General features: G+C 71.2%; 17 protein-coding genes. 3 read left to right on the plus strand and 14 right to left on the minus strand.

What is annotated here, in order from left to right; translation table 11 throughout:
* The first annotated feature begins 3 nt into the window (after nucleotides 1-3).
* Nucleotides 4-222: a formate dehydrogenase subunit delta gene (locus tag MZC64_RS18360; RefSeq protein ID WP_247757930.1), complete on the plus strand. Its 219-nt coding sequence runs from the start codon at nucleotides 4-6 to the stop codon at nucleotides 220-222.
* Nucleotides 223-358: 136 nt separating this feature from the next.
* A complete protein-coding gene (locus tag MZC64_RS18365; protein ID WP_247757931.1) occupies nucleotides 359-1411 on the plus strand; it encodes a class I SAM-dependent methyltransferase in 1053 nt (350 codons plus the stop codon).
* Between the two features lie 76 nt (nucleotides 1412-1487).
* Here MZC64_RS18365 and MZC64_RS18370 read toward each other — a convergent pair whose 3' ends face one another.
* Together MZC64_RS18370 and MZC64_RS18375 are read right to left on the minus strand one after the other, a co-directional pair.
* Entirely contained in the window at nucleotides 1488-3080 is a 1593-nt protein-coding gene (locus tag MZC64_RS18370) for a tannase/feruloyl esterase family alpha/beta hydrolase (protein WP_247757932.1), read from the minus strand.
* Between the two features lie 278 nt (nucleotides 3081-3358).
* Entirely contained in the window at nucleotides 3359-3532 is a 174-nt protein-coding gene (locus MZC64_RS18375; protein WP_247757933.1) for a hypothetical protein, read from the minus strand.
* Nucleotides 3533-3782: 250 nt separating this feature from the next.
* On the opposite strand from MZC64_RS18375, the gene MZC64_RS18380 reads away from it, so the two are divergent.
* Complete coding sequence (locus MZC64_RS18380; RefSeq protein ID WP_247757934.1) at nucleotides 3783-4355, plus strand: RNA polymerase sigma factor; 573 nt, start codon at nucleotides 3783-3785, stop codon at nucleotides 4353-4355.
* On the opposite strand, the gene MZC64_RS47870 is transcribed toward MZC64_RS18380, so the two are convergent.
* The 12 genes from MZC64_RS47870 to MZC64_RS18445 form a co-directional block, all read right to left on the minus strand.
* Nucleotides 4315-7566 (minus strand): tetratricopeptide repeat protein, encoded by a 3252-nt coding sequence (locus MZC64_RS47870; RefSeq protein ID WP_308301028.1) that lies wholly within the window; start codon nucleotides 7564-7566, stop codon nucleotides 4315-4317. The genes MZC64_RS18380 and MZC64_RS47870 overlap by 41 nt on opposite strands.
* A gap of 184 nt (nucleotides 7567-7750) precedes the next feature.
* Nucleotides 7751-8227, minus strand: a complete 477-nt coding sequence (locus MZC64_RS18395) for a MaoC family dehydratase (protein WP_247757949.1) — start codon at nucleotides 8225-8227, stop codon at nucleotides 7751-7753.
* 4 nt (nucleotides 8228-8231) lie between these two features.
* Nucleotides 8232-9026, minus strand: a complete 795-nt coding sequence (fabI, locus tag MZC64_RS18400) for an enoyl-ACP reductase FabI (RefSeq protein WP_247757950.1) — start codon at nucleotides 9024-9026, stop codon at nucleotides 8232-8234.
* A complete protein-coding gene (locus tag MZC64_RS18405) occupies nucleotides 9019-10236 on the minus strand; it encodes a beta-ketoacyl synthase (protein ID WP_247757951.1) in 1218 nt (405 codons plus the stop codon). Before MZC64_RS18405 ends, fabI begins: the two co-directional genes overlap by 8 nt.
* On the minus strand, nucleotides 10236-10475 hold the full coding sequence (locus MZC64_RS18410) for an acyl carrier protein (RefSeq protein WP_247757952.1): 240 nt from the start codon (nucleotides 10473-10475) through the stop codon (nucleotides 10236-10238). Before MZC64_RS18410 ends, MZC64_RS18405 begins: the two co-directional genes overlap by 1 nt.
* The gene (locus MZC64_RS18415) at nucleotides 10472-10945 is read right to left on the minus strand and encodes a type II toxin-antitoxin system RatA family toxin (RefSeq protein ID WP_247757953.1); all 474 of its coding nucleotides are present in this window, start codon (nucleotides 10943-10945) and stop codon (nucleotides 10472-10474) included. Before MZC64_RS18415 ends, MZC64_RS18410 begins: the two co-directional genes overlap by 4 nt.
* A complete protein-coding gene (locus MZC64_RS18420; protein WP_247757954.1) occupies nucleotides 10942-12195 on the minus strand; it encodes an aspartate aminotransferase family protein in 1254 nt (417 codons plus the stop codon). The genes MZC64_RS18415 and MZC64_RS18420 overlap by 4 nt, the downstream gene beginning before the upstream one ends.
* Nucleotides 12192-13334: an acyl-CoA dehydrogenase family protein gene (locus MZC64_RS18425; RefSeq protein WP_247757955.1), complete on the minus strand. Its 1143-nt coding sequence runs from the start codon at nucleotides 13332-13334 to the stop codon at nucleotides 12192-12194. Before MZC64_RS18425 ends, MZC64_RS18420 begins: the two co-directional genes overlap by 4 nt.
* Entirely contained in the window at nucleotides 13335-14963 is a 1629-nt protein-coding gene (locus MZC64_RS18430; RefSeq protein WP_247757956.1) for an aldehyde dehydrogenase, read from the minus strand.
* A gap of 74 nt (nucleotides 14964-15037) precedes the next feature.
* On the minus strand, nucleotides 15038-16024 hold the full coding sequence (locus MZC64_RS18435) for a DUF2156 domain-containing protein (protein WP_247757957.1): 987 nt from the start codon (nucleotides 16022-16024) through the stop codon (nucleotides 15038-15040).
* Nucleotides 16021-16470: a hypothetical protein gene (locus MZC64_RS18440; RefSeq protein WP_247757958.1), complete on the minus strand. Its 450-nt coding sequence runs from the start codon at nucleotides 16468-16470 to the stop codon at nucleotides 16021-16023. Before MZC64_RS18440 ends, MZC64_RS18435 begins: the two co-directional genes overlap by 4 nt.
* Nucleotides 16471-16473: 3 nt before the next feature.
* Nucleotides 16474-17688: a cytochrome P450 gene (locus MZC64_RS18445; protein ID WP_247757959.1), complete on the minus strand. Its 1215-nt coding sequence runs from the start codon at nucleotides 17686-17688 to the stop codon at nucleotides 16474-16476.
* Nucleotides 17689-17697: the final 9 nt, after the last annotated feature.

The following is a 17697-nucleotide window of genomic DNA, read 5'->3' on the forward strand; positions in this document are numbered from 1 at the left end:
CGCATGTCGACCACGTCCCAGTCACCCCAGGTGCGACTGATCAACGAGATCGCGCTGCAGTTCGAGGGCCAGCCGGTCAGCCGGGCCGCGACCGCGATCGCCGAACACATCCGCTCCTTCTGGGACCCGCGCATGCGCGCGGACCTGAACCGGCAGCTCCTCGACAACCCCGGGGCACTGTCCCCGCTGGCGCTGTCGGCGGCCAAGCTGTTGCGCCACTGAACCATCGCGCCCGCTCCATGAACCGGGCGGGCGCGATGGGTTAGGCTGGCCGCGTGACCTGTCCTGTGTTCGCCGCCGTCGTTCGCTGACTCCGCTCCGTTCCCGGAGCCCTCAGTCGAACCAGCGGAACAGGACCATGAACACGGGTTTCTTCAGCGACGGCCGGAACTGGCTGTCCACGCGGGATCAACCGCGACCACAGAATATTCGCGACATCGACAACCGGATCTCCGCCGCCGAGGCGCTACGCCTGTGCCGGGACGGGATTTCCCCGCACTGGCAAGGAGACTGGCCAGGACTGCGGCAACTGCTGCGCGCGATGGACCGGCGGATGCCCTGGCGCGGCGGGGATTTTGCCCGCTGGCGGCAGCACCAGGCGTGGCGCTCGGCCGTGCTCGGGCGGGTGCTGGTGACCCTGGACGACAGGCTGGCGCCGGCGGTCCGGGAGGCGTGCGCGCAGGTGTACGGCGAGATCACCGGGCCCGCGCTGGTGTCCGCGCGTGAACTGCTCGGTGTGCTCGGCGCGTACGAGTGGCGACGGCAGGGGATCTTCGTACCTGGGTTGGGCGCGCGAATCCACCCGCACTACGGGGTCTTCCCGCCGACCCGGCATGAGTACGTGGACCTGGTGGCCGAGGCGGAGCCGCCGGACGGGCCGGCCTTCGACGTGGGCACCGGGACCGGCGTGCTGGCGGCGGTGCTCGCGCGGCGGGGACTGCGAGTGCTGGCCACGGATATCGACCCGCGGGCGGTGGCCTGTGCGCGGGACAACATGCAGCGGCTCGGCCTAGGCGGGCAGGTCGAGGTGACCCAGGCGGATCTGTTCCCGGCCGGGCGAGCGGACCTGGTCGTGTGCAATCCGCCCTGGCTGCCGGGCCGGGTCCGCGGCGGGCTGGATCGGGGCGTGTTCGATCCGGGCGGGCGGATGCTCAGCGCGTTCCTGGACCGGCTGGCCCGCCACCTGACCCCAGGCGGCCAGGGCTGGCTGGTGCTGTCGGACCTGGCGGAAACACTGGGATTGCGGGAACCCGGAGCCCTGGCAGCGGCAATCGAGGCCAACGGACTCCGAGTGCTGGGCGCCACCTCCACCCGCCCCCGGCACCCACGGGCAACACGGGCCACGGCGGACCCACTACGCGCGGCCCGCGCGACCGAGGTGATCACCTTGTGGCGGCTGGGCGTGCGCTAGCCCCACCCCCGCCCACTTGGCCCAACCAGGCGTACCAGTTGGGCCAAGCGGGCGTACCACTTGGGCAAACTCGGCGTCAGCGGGCGCAGTGGTAGCTGGCGGCCTGCTTGGGGTCGTTCTTGCCGTCGTAGTGCGAGATCTGGGGGTAGCGGCACAGGTTGCGGGTGACCTGGGCGCCGGTGGCGTCCTTGGTGGCGGCGGGCAGGGTGTCGGGGGCCTTGCCCTGTTCGACCCATTTGACCACGGCGCCCAGCGGGTCCACCGGGGCCGGGCCGGCGCCGCCGCCGCAGTGGTCGACACCGGGAGCCAGGAAGACCCGGTAGAACTCGTCGACCTTGGCCGCACCACCCATCCGGCGCTCCACCCGGTCGCGATAGTCGGTGGTGCCCTGGGCGAAGATGATCGGGTCGGTCCAGCCGTGCCAGGTGATCATCTTGCCGCCGGCCCGGCGGAAGCCGGACAGGTCCGGGTTGTCACTGCCGATGAAGCGGTCCAGCTTGGCCGGGGACTTGGCCGCGATCCGGTTGAAGTCGCGGTAGGACACCGAGTCCAGGGTGAACTTGGGGTTCTCCTCGACGAAGTAGCGCACCCAGTTGTCCGCGATCGGGTTCGGCACGCCGACCAGCTTGCCGTCCGGGCCGGGCTGGGTGTCGGCCACCACGCTGAACGGGGCGCTCTTGGGCAGCGCGGACCAGGACGGGTGCCCGGCCCAGATCTTGCGCACCACCTCGGCGACGGCCCGGCTGATGGTGATCTCCTTGCCCTCGCACAGGATCTTCTGCCCGATCAGCGAAGCCGGGTCGTACCGACAGCGCAGCGGCTGCTCCAGCACCCCGTCGGCCACGCCGTCCAGGGTGTCGCAGGCCTTGATCGCGGCCTGCTGGAACGCCTCGAACTCGCAGTTGGTCGGCAGCACCTTCTCCTGCCGCATCACCACCTGCCCCCACAGGTCGGCGACCAGGAACCGGGGCATGCTGATCGCGGGCGCCGCGGCCAGGATGCCGTCGTAGTCCCCCGGATAACGCTGCGCGTTCATCAGCCCCTGGCGGCCACCGGTGGAGCAGCCGTTCCAGTAGGCGTAATCGGCCGGACGGCCGTAGTGCGCGGCGGTGACCGCCTTGCCGACCACGGCCATATCGTGCAGCGAGCGGGAGGAGAAGTTGGTCAGCAGCTCCTCGTTGACCTTGCCGTCCGGGCCGAGCGCCCAGGAGGCCGGGTCCAGGCCGTCCGCGCCGACGCCACCGTCGGTGGTGGCCGCGGCGTAGCCGTCCCGCAGCGCCATGGCCAGCCCGAAGTCGAAGTTGCCCATCGAGTAGCCACCGCCGCCGACACCCTGGAAGCGGCCGTTCCAGCCCGCGCGCGGCAGCCAGGCCGCCACGAGCACCTTGTCGTTCACCCCGGGATGGGTGAGCGTCACCTTGATCTCGCACAGCGCCGGGTAGGCGATCGGCGGGAACCACGGACTTTCGATCACGCCGGCCGGTTTGGCCTGGGCGGTCACCGACAGCACTCGGGCGCCAGGCACGTGCGGGGCAGCGGGTGGGGCGCACTCCGCCGAGGTGGCGGCGGGCGCGGCGGAGGCGGGGACGGTGGGCAGGAGTAGTGCGACGGAGGCGAGCAGCGGCACGGCGAGTCGCCGGAGTCCGCGACGGACTGGACGGGTGGACATGGGCCGAACCTAGCGGCAGGCCCCGACAATCACGACCGAGTTGGGGCCGGAGCCGCCGGACGGCCCGCAGGGCGCCGTCCGGCGGCTCCGATCAATCAGGATCCGCAGTGGCCGCAAGCACCGGCCACGACGGTCACCGGCTCAGCCGGCGATGCGGACACAGTGGTGACCAGACCGGCCGCCAACGCACCCGACAACGCCAGCGAAACTAGTAGCACGCGCTTCATGAAAATCACTCTCCGAAACATGAATCCGTTATTTACCGCAGGGTCCGCAATTCAGCAGGCGCCGCACTCCGCGAGCACCGTCGCCCCGCAGCCGCCCTCGCAGCCATCGGACGTCGAGCCACCGTCCACACTCATGCTCACCTGCGCACTCAGTGCCGAGGCAAGCCCAGTGCCGAGCCCACCCAGCGCGGCAAGAGCGACGACGGCCATCATCAGTCGTTTCATGAATCAGCCCCTGATCAATCAGGGAACGCCCGCCCTCGCAAGCGTTCCATCCTGACGTGACGGACGCTGAACCTAAACCACGAAACGCGGAAAGAAAAGGGTTCCGGCAAACCGGTAGGGATGTTTACCGGACGTCAGCCAAGTTGAACAGTTAACTAGTCGCGTCAGGTTTCCATCCAGGTTTCGCCAATCCCGGCCGCGCAGGATTCTCCCGCCGCACCCACGTCGCGCGAACCGATCGGTCGAAACCATGTCGCACACCCTGCACGCACCACCCGCGCAATCCGACACCCTGGTCAGCCGTTGCCAGAACCGCGAGGAGGACGCCTGGACCGAACTGGTTCAGCGGTACGGCCCGTTGGTCCGCATGATCGCCTCCTCCTTCGGCCTGCGCCGGGCTGATGTGGAGGACATCGCCCAGCAGACCTGGATCCGGGTCTATGAGGGCATCCGTTCGGTGCGCGAGCCGGACCGGGTGCGCGCCTGGATCGTCACGGTGACCCGGCGGGAGGCGTTGCGGCACCTCAACCGGCGGACCAACGGCGAGCTGCCGATCGGCGACCAGCAGTACTTCGACGTGGCCGACGAGCAGGCCAGCCCGGAGCGGCACGTGCTGCTGGGGGCGGAGCTGGACGCGGCGCTGGCGGTGGTGGCGAAACTGCCGGAGGCCCAGCGCAGGCTGCTGATCCTGCTCTTCGGCGCGCAGGCAGTCAGCTACGACGAGATCAGCGCCCGGCTGGGCATTCCGCGCGGGTCGATCGGGCCGACCAGAGCGCGGCTGCTCAGGCAGCTCCAGTACGCCCTCGACGGCTGGCGGTCATGAGTTCGGGGGCCGGCAAGCCCAGTTCCTGATAGGTCTCCTCGGCCCGCCGCCGGTGTTCGGCGGCGGTGTCCGGGATCTCGTGCACCGCGCCGAGCCCGTGGTGGGCGTGCGCGAGTTCGTGCCGGTTGCGGGCCTCGCCGCTGCGGTGCAGGGCCTGCTCGAACCAGATCCGCGCGTTGGGCGCGTCGCCGAGCAGCCAGTGCAGGTCGCCGAGGTGGTTGAGGGTCATGCACTCGCTGAACAGGTTGCCGGTGTCGCGCTGCAATTCCAGGCCCTGCAACAGGTTCTGCGCGGCCTCGGGCAGCTGGCCGGTCCACAGCAGCACCTCGCCGAGATAGCCCAGCGCGGCGCCCTCGCCGGAGGGGCAGCCGATTTCCCGGTACACGCCGAGCGCCTGTTCCAGGAGTTCGGTGGCCTCGCCGGGCTGGCCGACCCGGAGCAGGGCCTGGCCGAGGTTGCTCAGCGCGTTGGCCTGGTGCCGCCGGTACCCGGTTTCCCGGTGCACGGCCAGTGCCCGGCGCAGGTGGTCCAGGGCCTCGGGGTAGCGGCCGACGCGCAGGTAGGTGTGTCCGAGGTTGTTCAGCGCGCCGCCGATGCCGAGGCGGGATCCGGTGGCGCGGTTGACATCCAGCGCGGCGGAGAAGTGCTCGATGGCCTGCGGGTAGCGGCTGGTGCGCAGGAACAGGTAGCCGAGGTTGATCAGCGAGATGCCCTCGCCGACCCGGTAGCCGCCGCGCCGGTAGAGCCGCAGCGCGGATTCCAGGCGCCGTTCGGCCTTGTCGTAGCGGCTGGTGTGCAGAAACACGTTGGCCAGGTCGTTCTCGGCCTCGCCCTGGCCGATCAGGTCCTCGATCTCGCGGTAGATCTCCAGGGCCTGGGTGAGGCTGGCGATGGCCTCCGGGTAGCGGCCGGTGGGTTCGTAGATGCCGCCGAAGCGGCGCAGCGCGGTGGCCTCGCCGCGGCGGAAACCGGCCGCGCGGAACAGGTCCAGGGCCTGTTTGAGGTTGTCCACGGCCTCCCGGTAGCGGCCCAGCCGCAGGCAGGCCGAGGCCAGGCCGAGCCGGCTGCAGGCTTGGGCGTGCCGGTCGCCGAGTTCCCGGCTGGCCTCGACCGCGCCGTGCATCAGGCGCAGCGGGGAGTGCCCGCGCATGTCGAAGTAGGCGTCCAGGGTGTGCGGCAGCTGCCAGGCGGGCTCGTGCCAGCCGTCCTCCTGGGCCTGGGTGGCGGCCGCGGCCAGGTTGGGATATTCGGCGTCCTGCCAGGCCAGGGCCTGTTCCGGGGTGCTCAGCCAGGTCCGGGGCGCCGGCGCCTCGGGCAGCCAGACCAGGTTGGGGTCCAGCATGATCGCGGCCGCGCCGCTGGTGGCGACGTAGTGCTCGAACATCCGTTGCAGCGCGGTGCGGCGGCCGGGTTCGGCCTCCTCGTCGTGTGCGGCGCGGCGGGCGTAGTGCCGGAGCAGGTCGTGGAACTGGTAGCGCCCCGGGGTGGGTTGCTGGACCAGGTGCACGTCGACGAGTTCCTCCAGGAGGTCCTCGGTCTCGGCCACCGGCAGCTCGGCCAGGGCGGCGGCCACGTGCACGTCGAAGTCGGGGCCGGGAATGAGGCCCAGCAGCCGGAACAGCCGGGCCTGGGCGGGGGCGAGTTGCCGGTAGGACAGGGTGAACGCGGTGCCCACACACCGATCCCCCGCCGCCAGTTCGGTCAGCCTGCGCCGCTGGTCGCGCAGCCGGGTGGCCAGGTGCGCGGCGGTCCAGGCCGGCCGGGCGCGCAGCCGGGCCGCGGCGATACGCAGCGCCAGGGGCTGGCGGCCGCAGAGTTCGACCACCTCGGCCACGGCGGTGGCCTCGGTGGTGGCGGGCGGGTGGTCCACGGTGCGGGTGAACAGGTCGGCGGCGGCGGTGTGCGGCAGCACGTCCAGGGACAGCGTTTGCGCCGTGTCCAGATCGGTCAGCCGCCTCCTGCTGGTGACCAGGGTCAGGCACCCCGCGGTGCCGGGCAGCAGCGGCCGGACCTGGGCGGCGCTGGCGGCGTTGTCCAGCACCAGCAGCGCGCGTTTGTCGGCGAGTTCGGCCCGCCACAGCGCGGAGCGGGCGTCCAGGCGTTCCGGGATCTTCTCCCCGGCCACGCCGATCGCGCGCAGCAGGGTGTCCAGCGCGGCGGCCGGGTCGGTGGGCTCGTGGCCCGCGGTGTGCGCGTGCAGGTCGATGAACAGCGAGCCGTCCGGGAAGTGCGCGGCGAGCTGGTGCGCGGCGTGCACGGCCAGGGTGGTCTTGCCGACCCCGGCCATCCCGTCGATGGCGGTGATCACCAGCGCGGTGCCGCCGGGCCGGTCGGTATCGGGCAGGGTGGCCAGCAGGCGGCGCATCTCCTCCTGGCGGCCGGTGAAGTCGACGATGTCGGCTTGGAGGTCGTTGCGGCGGGTGCTGGTACGCGGCCGCTCGGCCGGGCGGGCGGCGCTGTCGGCCTCGCCGTGCAGGATCCGCTCGTACAGCTCCCCGATCTCCGGGCCGGGGCTGACCCCGAGTTCCTCGGCCAGGGCGGTGCGCAGCTCCTGGTGCACCCGCAGCGCCTCGGCCGGGCGGCCGGACTGGCAGAGCGCGCGCATGAGCAGGGCGTGCAGCCGCTCGCGCAGCGGATTGGCCGCCACCAGCGCGCTCAGCTCGGCGACCAGGTCGCCGCCGCAGGCCGCGCCGCAGGCCAGCACGCAGTCGGCGAGTTCCTCCTGGGTGGCCAGCCGGTACTCGGTCAGCCGGGCGATCTCCGCGTCCAGGATCGGGGTGGCCGCCACCCCGGCGAACGGGTTGCCCCGCCACAGCGCGAGCGCCTCCCGGTAGCGGCCGGCGCAGGTCTCCAGGTCGCCGAGGCGGCGGGCCACCCTGGCCTGTTCGACCAGGGCCTCGAATCGGTGCAGGTCCAGCTCACCGGGCTGCAGACTCAGCTGGTAGCCCGGTGAGCGGCGTAGTAGCCAGGCGGGACCGCCCTTGCGTTGGCCCAGCGCGCAGCGCAGCCGGGAGATGTAGGCGTAGATCTCCGCCTTGGTGTCCACCGTGGTGCCGTGCGGCCACAGCTCCTCGGCGATCCGGTCGATGCTGACGATGGCGCCCGCGTTGGCGAGCAGGATGCCGAGCACGGTCCGCGCCCTCGGCGTCCCCAGCGGCAGCGCCTGCCCGTCGAGCACGGCTTCCAGCGGCCCGAGTACCCGAAACTCCACTGCCCGTCCCCACACACTTCACCAGCGGCTATGTCCTCCCTGTCGCGGAGGCTCAGTGAATGGTTACTCCGAAAGTGCGAAACACCGAATTACCCCAGACATCATTGCTGAAATGCCTCGTTCAGGAATTGGTGATTCGCTGGACCGGTCAAGCGGACATTCCGGACCGGAATCGGCGCCGCGGTCACCCGGCCAGGGCCGGCTCGGGCACGTGCAGCAGCATCCGCATCCGGGCGGTGAAGGCGGCCTCTGGTTTGCCGTCGATCTCCCCGGTGACGCCGAGCTGCAGATCGGTGAACCCGAGCGGGCGTTCGGTGGCCACCAGCAGCTCGAACACCGCGCGCACCCGGGCGCCGACCGGCACCGGCTGGTGGAAGCGCAGCCGGTCCATGCCCTTGTTGATCACCAGGTCGACGCCGTCGACGTGGATGGTCTCCATGAGCTGGGCGGGCAGCAGGGACACGGTGAGGAAGCCGTGTGCGATGGGTCCGCCGAACATGCCGGCGCTGGCCCGTTCGGGATGCAGGTGGATCCACTGCCGGTCCTCGGTGACCTCGGCGAAGTCGGCGATGCGTTGCGCGGACACCGTGTGCCAGGCGCTCACGCCGAGCCGCTGGCCGACCGCCTCGCGTAACTCGGTGGCACTGCTGAAGATGCGCATCCGCTCAGCTCCTCTCGGGGGCGGCGCCGACCGCGTGCGCCCCGCCGTCGACGTGCAGGATCTCCCCGGTGACCGCGGGCATCCAGGCCGAGAGCAGCGCGCAGACGACCCTGGCCACCGGTTCGGTGTCGGTGTGGTCCCAGCCCAGCGGGGCCCGGTTGGACCACACCTGGTCGAGCTGGTCGAATCCGCCGATGCCCCGGGCGGCGAGTGTCCGAAGTGGACCGCAGGCGACCAGGTTGACCCGGGTTCCCTGCTGCCCCAGCGCCTGAGCGAGGTAGCGGCAGCAGCTTTCCAGGCCGGCCTTGGCCACGCCCATCCAGTCGTAGCCGGGCCAGGCCAGGCTGGCGTCGAAGTCCAGGCCGACCAGACTGCCGTGTTCGGCTTTGGCCAGCAGCGGGCCGAAGACCCGGCCGAAGGCGGCGAAGGAGTAGGTGGAGATGTGCAGTGCGGTGGCCACCTCGGCCCAGTCCGCGGTGAGGAAACCGCCGCCGAGCGCGCTGGGCGGGGCGAAGGCGACCGAGTGCAGCACGCCGTCCAGGCGGCCCCAGCGCTGGTCCAGGGCGTCGGCCACCGCGTCGAGGTGCTCGGGTTTGGTGACGTCCAGTTCCAGCACATCGCAGGCGACCGGGAGTTTGGCGGCCATGGCGGCGGTGATGCCGAAGCCGCGGCCGAAGCCGGTGAGCACCACCTCGGCCCCGTGTTCCTGGGCCAGTTTCGCCACCCCGTAGGCGATGGAGCTTTCCGTGAGCACACCGGTGACGAGGATCTTCTTGCCAGACAGGAGTTTCTCAGACACGGGTCACCACGATCACGCCGTTGGCGCCGCCGAAACCGAAGGAGTTGCTGACCGCGGCCCGCAGGTCCAGCTGCCGGGGCACCTTGTGCACGATGTCCAGTTCGATCCGCGGGTCCTGCCGGTCCAGGTTGGCGGTGGGCGGGATGATGCCGTCGCGTACGGACAGCACCGTGCACACCGCCTCGATCGCGCCGGCCGCGCCGAGGGCGTGCCCGAGGGTGCCCTTGACCGAGGTGACCGGGGTCTGGTCGCCGTAGAGCCGGTTGATCAGACCACCCTCGATGACGTCGTTCATCGGGGTGGAGGTGCCGTGCGCGTTGACGTGGTCGATGTCGCCGGGGGTGAGTCCGGCCTCGGCGAGTGCGGCCAGGGTGGCCCGTTCCACGCCGTCGCCCTGCGGGTGCGGGGCGGTGATGTGGTGTGCGTCAGAGGATCCGCCGTACCCGGCCAGCCGGGCGTGCACCCGCGCGCCGCGGGCCTGGGCGTCCTCGGCGCGTTCGAGGACCAGGATGCCCGCGCCCTCGGCGGCGACGAAGCCGTCCCGGTCGGCGTCGAAGGGCCGGGAGGCGGTGGCAGGGTCGTCACTGCGGGTGGACAGCGCGCCGAGTTGCCCGAACCCGGCCATGATCAGCGGGGACAGCGCGGACTCGGCACCGCCGGCGATGACCACGTCGCAGATGCCCGAGCGCAGCCAGTCCCTGGCCACGCCGAGCGCGGTGGCCCCGGAGGCGCACGCGGTGGCCGGCGCGAGGTTGGGGCCGCGGGCGCCCAGGTCCAGGGTGAGCCAGGCGGTGGGCGAGCCGACCCCGGCCATCGGGATCAGCATCGGGGTGACCTGGGATTCCCCTTGCAGGCGCAGGATCTCGTACTGCTGCTCGAAGGTCATGGTGCCGCCGAGGGAATTGCCGACCACCACGCCGACCCTGGCCCCGTTCCAGCTCGCCGGGTCCAGGCCGCTGTCCGCGATGGCCTCGCGGGCGGCGACCCTGGCCAGGTGCGCGCAGCGTTCCTGCCGCCACGCGGTGCGGCGGCCCAGCTGCGCGTCGGCGTCGAAATCCGGCACCCGGCAACTGAAATCGGTGACCTGGCCGGCCAGGTTGGCATCCGGACTGGCGGTGGACTCGCCGCGCAGGATGCGCGCCCAGCTGGCCTCGACGCCGATCCCGGCGGAGGTGACCAGCCCGAGGCCGGTGATGGCGATGCCGCTCATCAGGCGGCCTCGCGCTTGGACTCGATCAGCTTGGCGATGGTGGCCAGGGTGTCCGAAGTGGACACTTCGTCGTCCTTGACCCGGACGCCGAACTCCTTCTCGGTCACCAGTCCCAGCTCGACCAGGGCGAGCGAGTCCAGGTCGAGGTCGGCGAAGGTGGCCTCGGCCCGGACCTCCTCGGGCGGCACGCCGAAGCGGGTGGTGAGCAGCGCGGTGAGCTGGTCGAGCAGGGCGGTCATGGGTGGTTCCTTTCACCAGGGTGTGCGGGCAGGTCGTGCAGTTGGGCGCCGGCGCCGAAGAGTCCACTCAGGACGGAGCGCATGACCCGGCGGAGCAGCCGTTCGGCCACCGGGTCCATGGCCTCGGCGAGGCTGTCGATGCCGAAGTCGAAGTCCACCTGGAAGTCCACCGCGCAGCCGGCGTCCAGCTCGGTGATCCGCCAGGCGCCGCGGAAGTGCTCGAAGTCGCCGTCGGTCTGGCCGAATTCGACGCTGGTGGTGGCCGGGTCGAGTTTTTCCCATTCCCGCCAGCGCAATCGGCCGCGGCGGAAGGTGACCTCCCAGGCGGAGTGCCGGGGGTCGCCTGGAAAGACCTCGACCGAGCGGACCTCCTCGGCGATGGCCGGGAACCGGCCGAAGTCGGTGAGCAGGGCGAAGGCTTCGGCCGGGGTGGCGCCGGGGACCTCGGCCAGCAGGTGCACACGTCTCATGCCGCCACCGCCTTGGCCGCGGTGGCGAAGGCGCCGCGCAGGAAGTCGACCTCGGCCTCGTCCAGGATGGCGGGCGGGGTGAGGCGCAGCACGTGGCCGGAGTTGAGCGAGTGGTTGGCGATGACCCCGGCGGCCATCAGTTCGGCGAGCAGGTCGGCGGCCAGTCCGGGTTCGCTGAACTCGACCCCGATGAGCAGTCCGGCGCCGCGTACCTCGCGCACCCGGGTGCCGAGAATGTCCTTGCAGATCAAGGAGAGTTCACCGCGGATGCGTTCGCCGAGCTTGCGCGCGGCCTCGACCAGGCCGCCCTCCTGGATGGCGGTGAGCGCGCCGCAGACCGCGGCCATGCCCAGTGGGCTGGCGGAGAAGGTGGAGGTGTGCAGGTAGGGGTCGCGGTCGAAGGCGCGGAAGGCGGATTCGGTGGCCAGCACCGCCGAGACCGGCATCACGCCGCCGCCCAGGGCTTTGCCGACCACCAGCACATCGGGCACGATCTGTTCGCGGTCCGCGCCCCACCAGTGGCCGAGCCGGCCGAGGCCGGTCTGCACCTCGTCCAGGATGAGGAAGGCGCCGAACTCCCGGCACAGCCGTTGCGCCTCGGTGAGGTAGCCGGCCGGCGGCAGGATCACGCCCGCCTCGCCCTGCACGGGTTCCAGGATCAGCGCGGCCCGGCCCTCGTGCGCGGCGAGTTCCTTGCGCAGGGCGGCCGGATCGCCGTAGGGCACGTGGCAGACCCCGGACAGCAGTGGCCGGAACGGGTCCTGGAACACGCCGCGGGCGGTGACGCTGAGCGCGCCGAGGGTTTTGCCGTGGTAGCCGTTGGTGGCCGAGATGAGGTGGGTGCGGCCGTGCGTGCGGGCGAGTTTGATCGCGGTCTCCACCGCCTCCGCCCCGGAGCAGGCGAAGTGCACCTTGTCCATTGTGGACGGTGCGACCGCGGTGAGCGCGGCGGCGGCCTTGGCGGCACTGGGTTCGAGCAGGAGTTTGGCGGAGACCGGCAGGGTGTGCAGCTGGGTGCGCACCGCGGCCACCACCCTGGGGTGCCGGGCGCCCATGAGCAGCACGCCGTAGCCGCCGCAGTTGAGCAGTTCCCGGCCGCGGCTGGTGCGCACCCAGGCCCCGGTGGCGGACTGTTCCAGTTCGCGGCCGAACATTTCGCCCAGGGCGGCGCGGCCGCGGCTGAGGTGACTGCGGTAGACGGCCACGGTGCGTTCGAATTCGGCGTCGCAGTCGGCGGTGTCCAGGGTCATGCCGCGTCCCTGGCCGAGGTGAGGTGGCCGAGGATGGTGTCCAGGGTGCTGGCCCGCGAGGGCGGGTGGAAGGCGACCGCGTGCGCGGCGGCGACCAGGTAGGCCACCTCGCTGGCGGAGATGAAGGCCATGCCGCCCAGCAGTTCCGCGGCCAGGGAGGCGGTGCTGGTGACCAGGTGCTGCACGGTGTGCCGGGTGACCAGGGCCGCGCCCAGGGTGTCCACCCCGGTGTCGCCGGCGTCGATCCGCCGGGCCAGGCCCTCGGTGAGCAGGGCGGCGGACTGGTGCCGGATGAGCAGTGCGGCCCGGTCCGCGGCACTGCCCCGGCTCCGGTGCAGCACCCGGTGCACGAGTGCCCCGGCGAGTCCACTGTAGACGGAGCAGACGCTGAGCTGGAACCAGATCAGGCCGAGGATCTGGAGTTCCAGCATCCGCCCGGCCAGTTCCGGGGTGGTGCGCACGAGCTGTTCCTCGGTGAGGAAGACGTCGGTGAGCCGCACCTCGTGGCTTTCCGCGCCGGCCAGCGCGAAGGTGGACCAGAACGGGTGCACGGACAGGCCGGTGGTCAAGGCGGGCATCAGGATCAGCCCGAAGTCGGACTCGCCGTCACCGGTGGGCACGGCCACGCTGGCCGAGAGCAGGTCCATCGACCGGGACAGGCTGCACGGCTTTTTGACGCCGTTGACCAGGTAGCCGCCGTCCACGCGTTCGGCGCGCAGGGTGGGGCGCAGGATGTCTTGGTCGGTGTTGCCCTCGGCGAACCCGGAGGCCAGCAGCAGCCGATCGGCCGCGATCCGGTGCAGCAGCGCGGAATCGAGGTTGACCTGATCGCCGATGGCGGCGGTCATCGAGTACAGGGTGCCGACGGAGAAGTGGTGCATCATGGTGGCCACCGCCATGGACGGGGCCAGCGCGCCCAGGGCCCGCATGACGTGCATGGCCTGCACCGCGGTGCCGCCGCTGCCGCCGTATTCCTTGGGTACCACGAGGTTGGAGCCGTTGCAGGCGCGGAAGAGCTGGATGGCCTTGCCGTCGTCGGCCTCCCGTTCGGCCAGGCTGAGCCCGGCCAGTTCCGCGCGCAGGCCGGGGGCCAGTTCGTCGCAGACGTCCCGGTCGGCGGCCATGAACTGTAGATCCATTCACGCTCCTGGTTGGGTGATGCGGGTGTACGCCTCGAACACCGCGGCACTGGGCCGCACGTTCTCCGCGACGGACACGCCCTGCAGGTGGGTGGTGCGCAGCACCAGGTAGTTGGCCTCGCCGAAGGCGCCGCCGGTGAGTCCGGTGCCGCCGTGGGTGGGCAGGTAGGGCAGGAACCCGATGTGCGAGTCGTTGACCTTGAGCAGCCCGCCGTTGCCGACCCGGGCCAGGAACTGCTCGATGACGTCCTTGTCCTTGGCCCACAACGAGTTGCGCAGGCCATACCGGTTGCTGTCGACGAAGGTGAGGATCTGGTCCAGCAGGTCCTCGTCAGGCGCCGGTGCGGGCACGACCACGGGTAGCAGCGGGAAGAACGTCTCCTCCCGCACCGCGGTCAGTTCCCGGGAGGTGTCCAGTCCGTCCACCCGCAGCACGGTGGGCGCGAGGAACGGCCCGGTCTCGGAGAGTTCGCCGTCGACTTCCAGCCGCCCGCCACCGCAGATCAGTTGGGCGCCCCGGGCGAGGGCGTCCTCGACCACGGTGCCGAAGCGTTCGGCCCGCAGTACCGGGGAGAGCAGCACATCGGGTTCGTCGGGGTAGCCGGGGCGCAGCGCGGTGACCGCGGTGTGCAGCTTGGCGATCAGCTCGTCCGCGATGTCGGGGTGCACCACGGCCTGGTTGGGCACCATGCAGATCTGCCCGGAGCCGTAGAAGCATTCGGTGAGGGCTTCCACCGCCAGGTCCAGGTCGGCGTCCTTCCAGATGACCACACAGTCGTTGCCGGCCAGCTCCAGGATCGGCTTCTTCCCCGCCGCGATGCAGTCCCGTTCCAGTTCCAGACCGCGTTCCACCCCACCGGTGTAGAAGATGTCGTCTACCAGGGGATCGGCCAGCCAGCCGCGCAACGCGGGTCCCGGCCGGCCGCAGAACACGTTGAGCACCCCGGGCGGGGCCCCGACATCGGCCAGCGCGGGCACCACGTACTCGCGCAGCACGTACATGACCCCGAACGGCGCACTGCGCGGCGCCCGCACCACCACGGTGTTGCCGGCCATCAACGCGGTCGCCCCGAACAACGCGCTGGTGGCCGGCGCGTTCTGCGGCGGGTTCACGCACACCACGCCATCGGGCCTGCGCCGCAACAACAATCGCCGGTCCCCGTGCCGGAACTCCTGTTCCAGCTGCCCGGCCAGCCAGCCCACGGTCTCCTCGCTGGCCACCGACAACATCCCGGCCACCTGCCACTCGGCCAGCGGCCGCGGATTGCCCTCGGCGATGAGCACATCCACCAGTTCCTTGTGCCCCACCAGAATCCGCTCCCGCAACGCGAGCGCCAACTCCACCCTGATGGCCAACGGCGTCGCACCCCAGGCGGGTGCGGCCGCCGCCGCGGCGGCCACGGCGGCGGCCATGGTGTCCTCATCGGCGAGCGCACACCGCCCGACCACCCGGTCCGCGACGGTGGCCGGGTCGAGCTGTCCTTGTTCGAGGCGCCGCTTGAGGGTGAGGCTGCCGAACAGGTCGGTGAGGATCGGCCGCGCGCCCACGGTGTAGACGTAGCGGTCGGAGTCGACCTCCTCTCCGGCCACATAGGACAGATAAGTGGGCACCGGAACCGCAGGCCTCATCGGATATCCCTCTCCACTGGCGTTGTCACCTTCACAGTGGCGCTGCGGAGCCGTCTGGATACCGCCGGTGCCGATCACAGCGCACCGATCAGCCGGAGCAGCTGCCAGGTCGCGCCCAGGCTCAACCCGTGCTCGAAGGCCAGGTACTCCGGTTCGATGTGGTGCGGGGCCCACTTGGTCTTGAAGCGTTCCTGGGTGCGCGCGGAGTACAGCCATCGTTCCCGCCCGGCCACCTGTCGCATGAGCCGACGCAGGATTCCGTTGCCAGCGCCCGGAATCTGGTGTTCCGGGTGCAACTGCACGAACGGCGTGAAACCCAGGTGCAGCCAGCCCGCGCCCTCCTCCCGGAACACCTCGGCCGCCGCCGCGATGATCGACTCGATCGCGCCGGTGGGTGCTTCCGGATGGCGGCGGGTCAGGTCGTAGAGCCAGCCGGGTCGCGGGCCGTACACCGGGGAGAAGGAGATGTAGGCGACGATCCGCCCGGCCGCCCTGGCCACGAACAGTCTGCGATGCTCCGCACCCCGGCCGCCGCGTTCGCCGACCATGAAACCGAGTTGTTTGACCACGCGGCCCTTGGCCCGCAACCACACCTGGTCGATCGCGGCCAGCAGCACGGCCAACTCAGAGTCCATTGTGGACTCCTCGGTGACCGCAACTCCGGCGCGGCGAGCCTGGGACAGCCGGTTGCGGGTTTCGGCGAGTTTGCCGCCGCGCAGGGTGAACTGGGCCAGGTCGATGCTGAAGGAGGCGCCGAGCTGGTTGACCGCGTAGCCGAGTTCGGCACAGGCCGCGGCTTCCTCGCGCAGCAGTTGCACCGCGGTGATCCGGCGGCCTTGCCGGGCGGCGAACTCGCGGAAGGCCGCGGTCAACTTGGGGTGGTCGGCCTCGGCCGCGCACGGTCCGGTGAGCTGCACCAGATGTTTGCGGCCGGCGGGCCGGTAGGCGACCAGGCCGTGCAGGTCCGGGGGCTGGAAGTGTTCGGTGTCCTGGTTGTAGGCCAGGAACGCGCTGGAGCTGCGGCCGTGCGCGCGCAGCAGGTCGAGAGCCCTGGTGGTCACGTGGCCCGCCCGGACACCGCGGCGGCGAGCCGGATGTAGGCCGGGTGCGGGACGGGTTCGAAGGACACGGCGAACGGCTTGAGGAAGTTGCCGAGCAGGCCGCGGTCCCCGCACAGGTGGATCGGGATGGCCAGCAGCGCCCACTCCGGGCGGACCAGCCAGGCCCACAGGAACGCGACGAGTCCGGCGGTGACGAAGCTGTGCGCCAGGTTGTAGGCCACGTAGAAACCGCGGTGGATCTTGCCGGATTTGCTGCGGCGGAAGGCGATCAGGCCAGGCAGGTAGCCGATGACGTCGATGTAGGCGAACAGGATCAGCGCCGGAATCAGCCGCACCTCGGCCCAGTGCGTGATGAACAGCGCGCTGCACAAGCCAAGCGCGGCCAGGTATTCCAGCCGGAGCAGTCGGTAGGTGGTGCGGGTCTCGAACAGGTTGCGCGGATCCACGCCTCAGCCTTCCGGGGTGAACACGATGGGCAGGGACAGCGGGGCGCGGCCGATGCCGGGCATCCACTCCAGGTCCGCATAACGCGCGGCCAGCCGCAGATCGGGCAGCCGGGCGAACAGCCGGCCCAGCGCGGTGCGCACCTCGGCCCTGGCCAGTTGCGCGCCCAGGCAGTAGTGACTGCCGTGCCCCAGCCCGAGGTGCTGGTTGGCGTCGGCGCGGGACAGGTCGAAGGCGTCCGGGTCGGTGAACCGGCGCGGATCCCGGTTGGCCGCGCCCAGCGACACCAGCACCCGCTCGCCCTTGCCCACCGCGACTCCGCCGATCACGGTGTCCTGCTTGGCCCAGCGCATGGTGGACAGCTCGGCGGGCCCCTCGAACCGCAGTGCCTCCTCGACCAGGTTGCTGACCAGTTCCGGGTTCGCCCGGAAGGCGGCGAGCTGGTCGGGGTGCCGCAGCAGGGCGAGGGTGGCGTTGGCGATCAGCCCGGCGGTGGTGACGTGCCCGGCCAAGAACAGCAGCAGCGCGTTGGCCAGCAGCTCCTCATCGGTGAGCCGCTGCTCCTGGTCCCTGGCCGCGACCATGGCGCTGATCAGGTCGTCGCCGGGTTCGTTCTTCTTGGCCGCGATCAGCTTGGCCATGTACTCGTTCAGCCCGGCCAGCGCGGCGGCGGCCCGGTCCCTGGTCTCCGGGGTGAAGCCGACGTAGTCGTGCGCCAGCTCGAAGAAGGCGTCCCGATCTTCCTCGGGCACGCCGAGCAGTTCGCCGATCATGCCCACCGGCAGCCGCAACGCGAAGTCCCGCATCAGATCGGCCTGTCCGCGCGCGGCGAACTCGTCGATCAGCCGGTCCGCGCTGTCGGACAGCTTGTCGTGCAGGGCGTCGATGCGGCGGCGGGTGAACGCGCTGCCCACCAGTCTGCGCAACCGGTCGTGGTCGGGCGGATCCAGGTTGAGCATGCTGGCGCCCATGCTCGGCGAGAGCCCGTCGGTGGACTCGGCGTCGTAGCGGCTTTCCTTGCTCAGCAACGGATCGGTCAGCGCCTGCCGGACCTCCTCGTACCCGGTGACCAGCCAGGCGGTCAGCCCGGTCGGCAGCGTCACGTAGCGCACCGGGGACACCGCGCGCAGCCGCGCGTAGGACGGGTAGGGGTCGCGCTGGTAGTCCGCGTCGAACAACGCGGCGTCGGCCGGATCCGGCCGGACGGGACATCTCTCCATTGTGGACAC

Origin of the sequence: Crossiella sp. S99.2 (assembly GCF_023094165.1) — a bacterium.
Classification (GTDB): Bacteria; Actinomycetota; Actinomycetes; order Mycobacteriales; family Pseudonocardiaceae; genus Crossiella.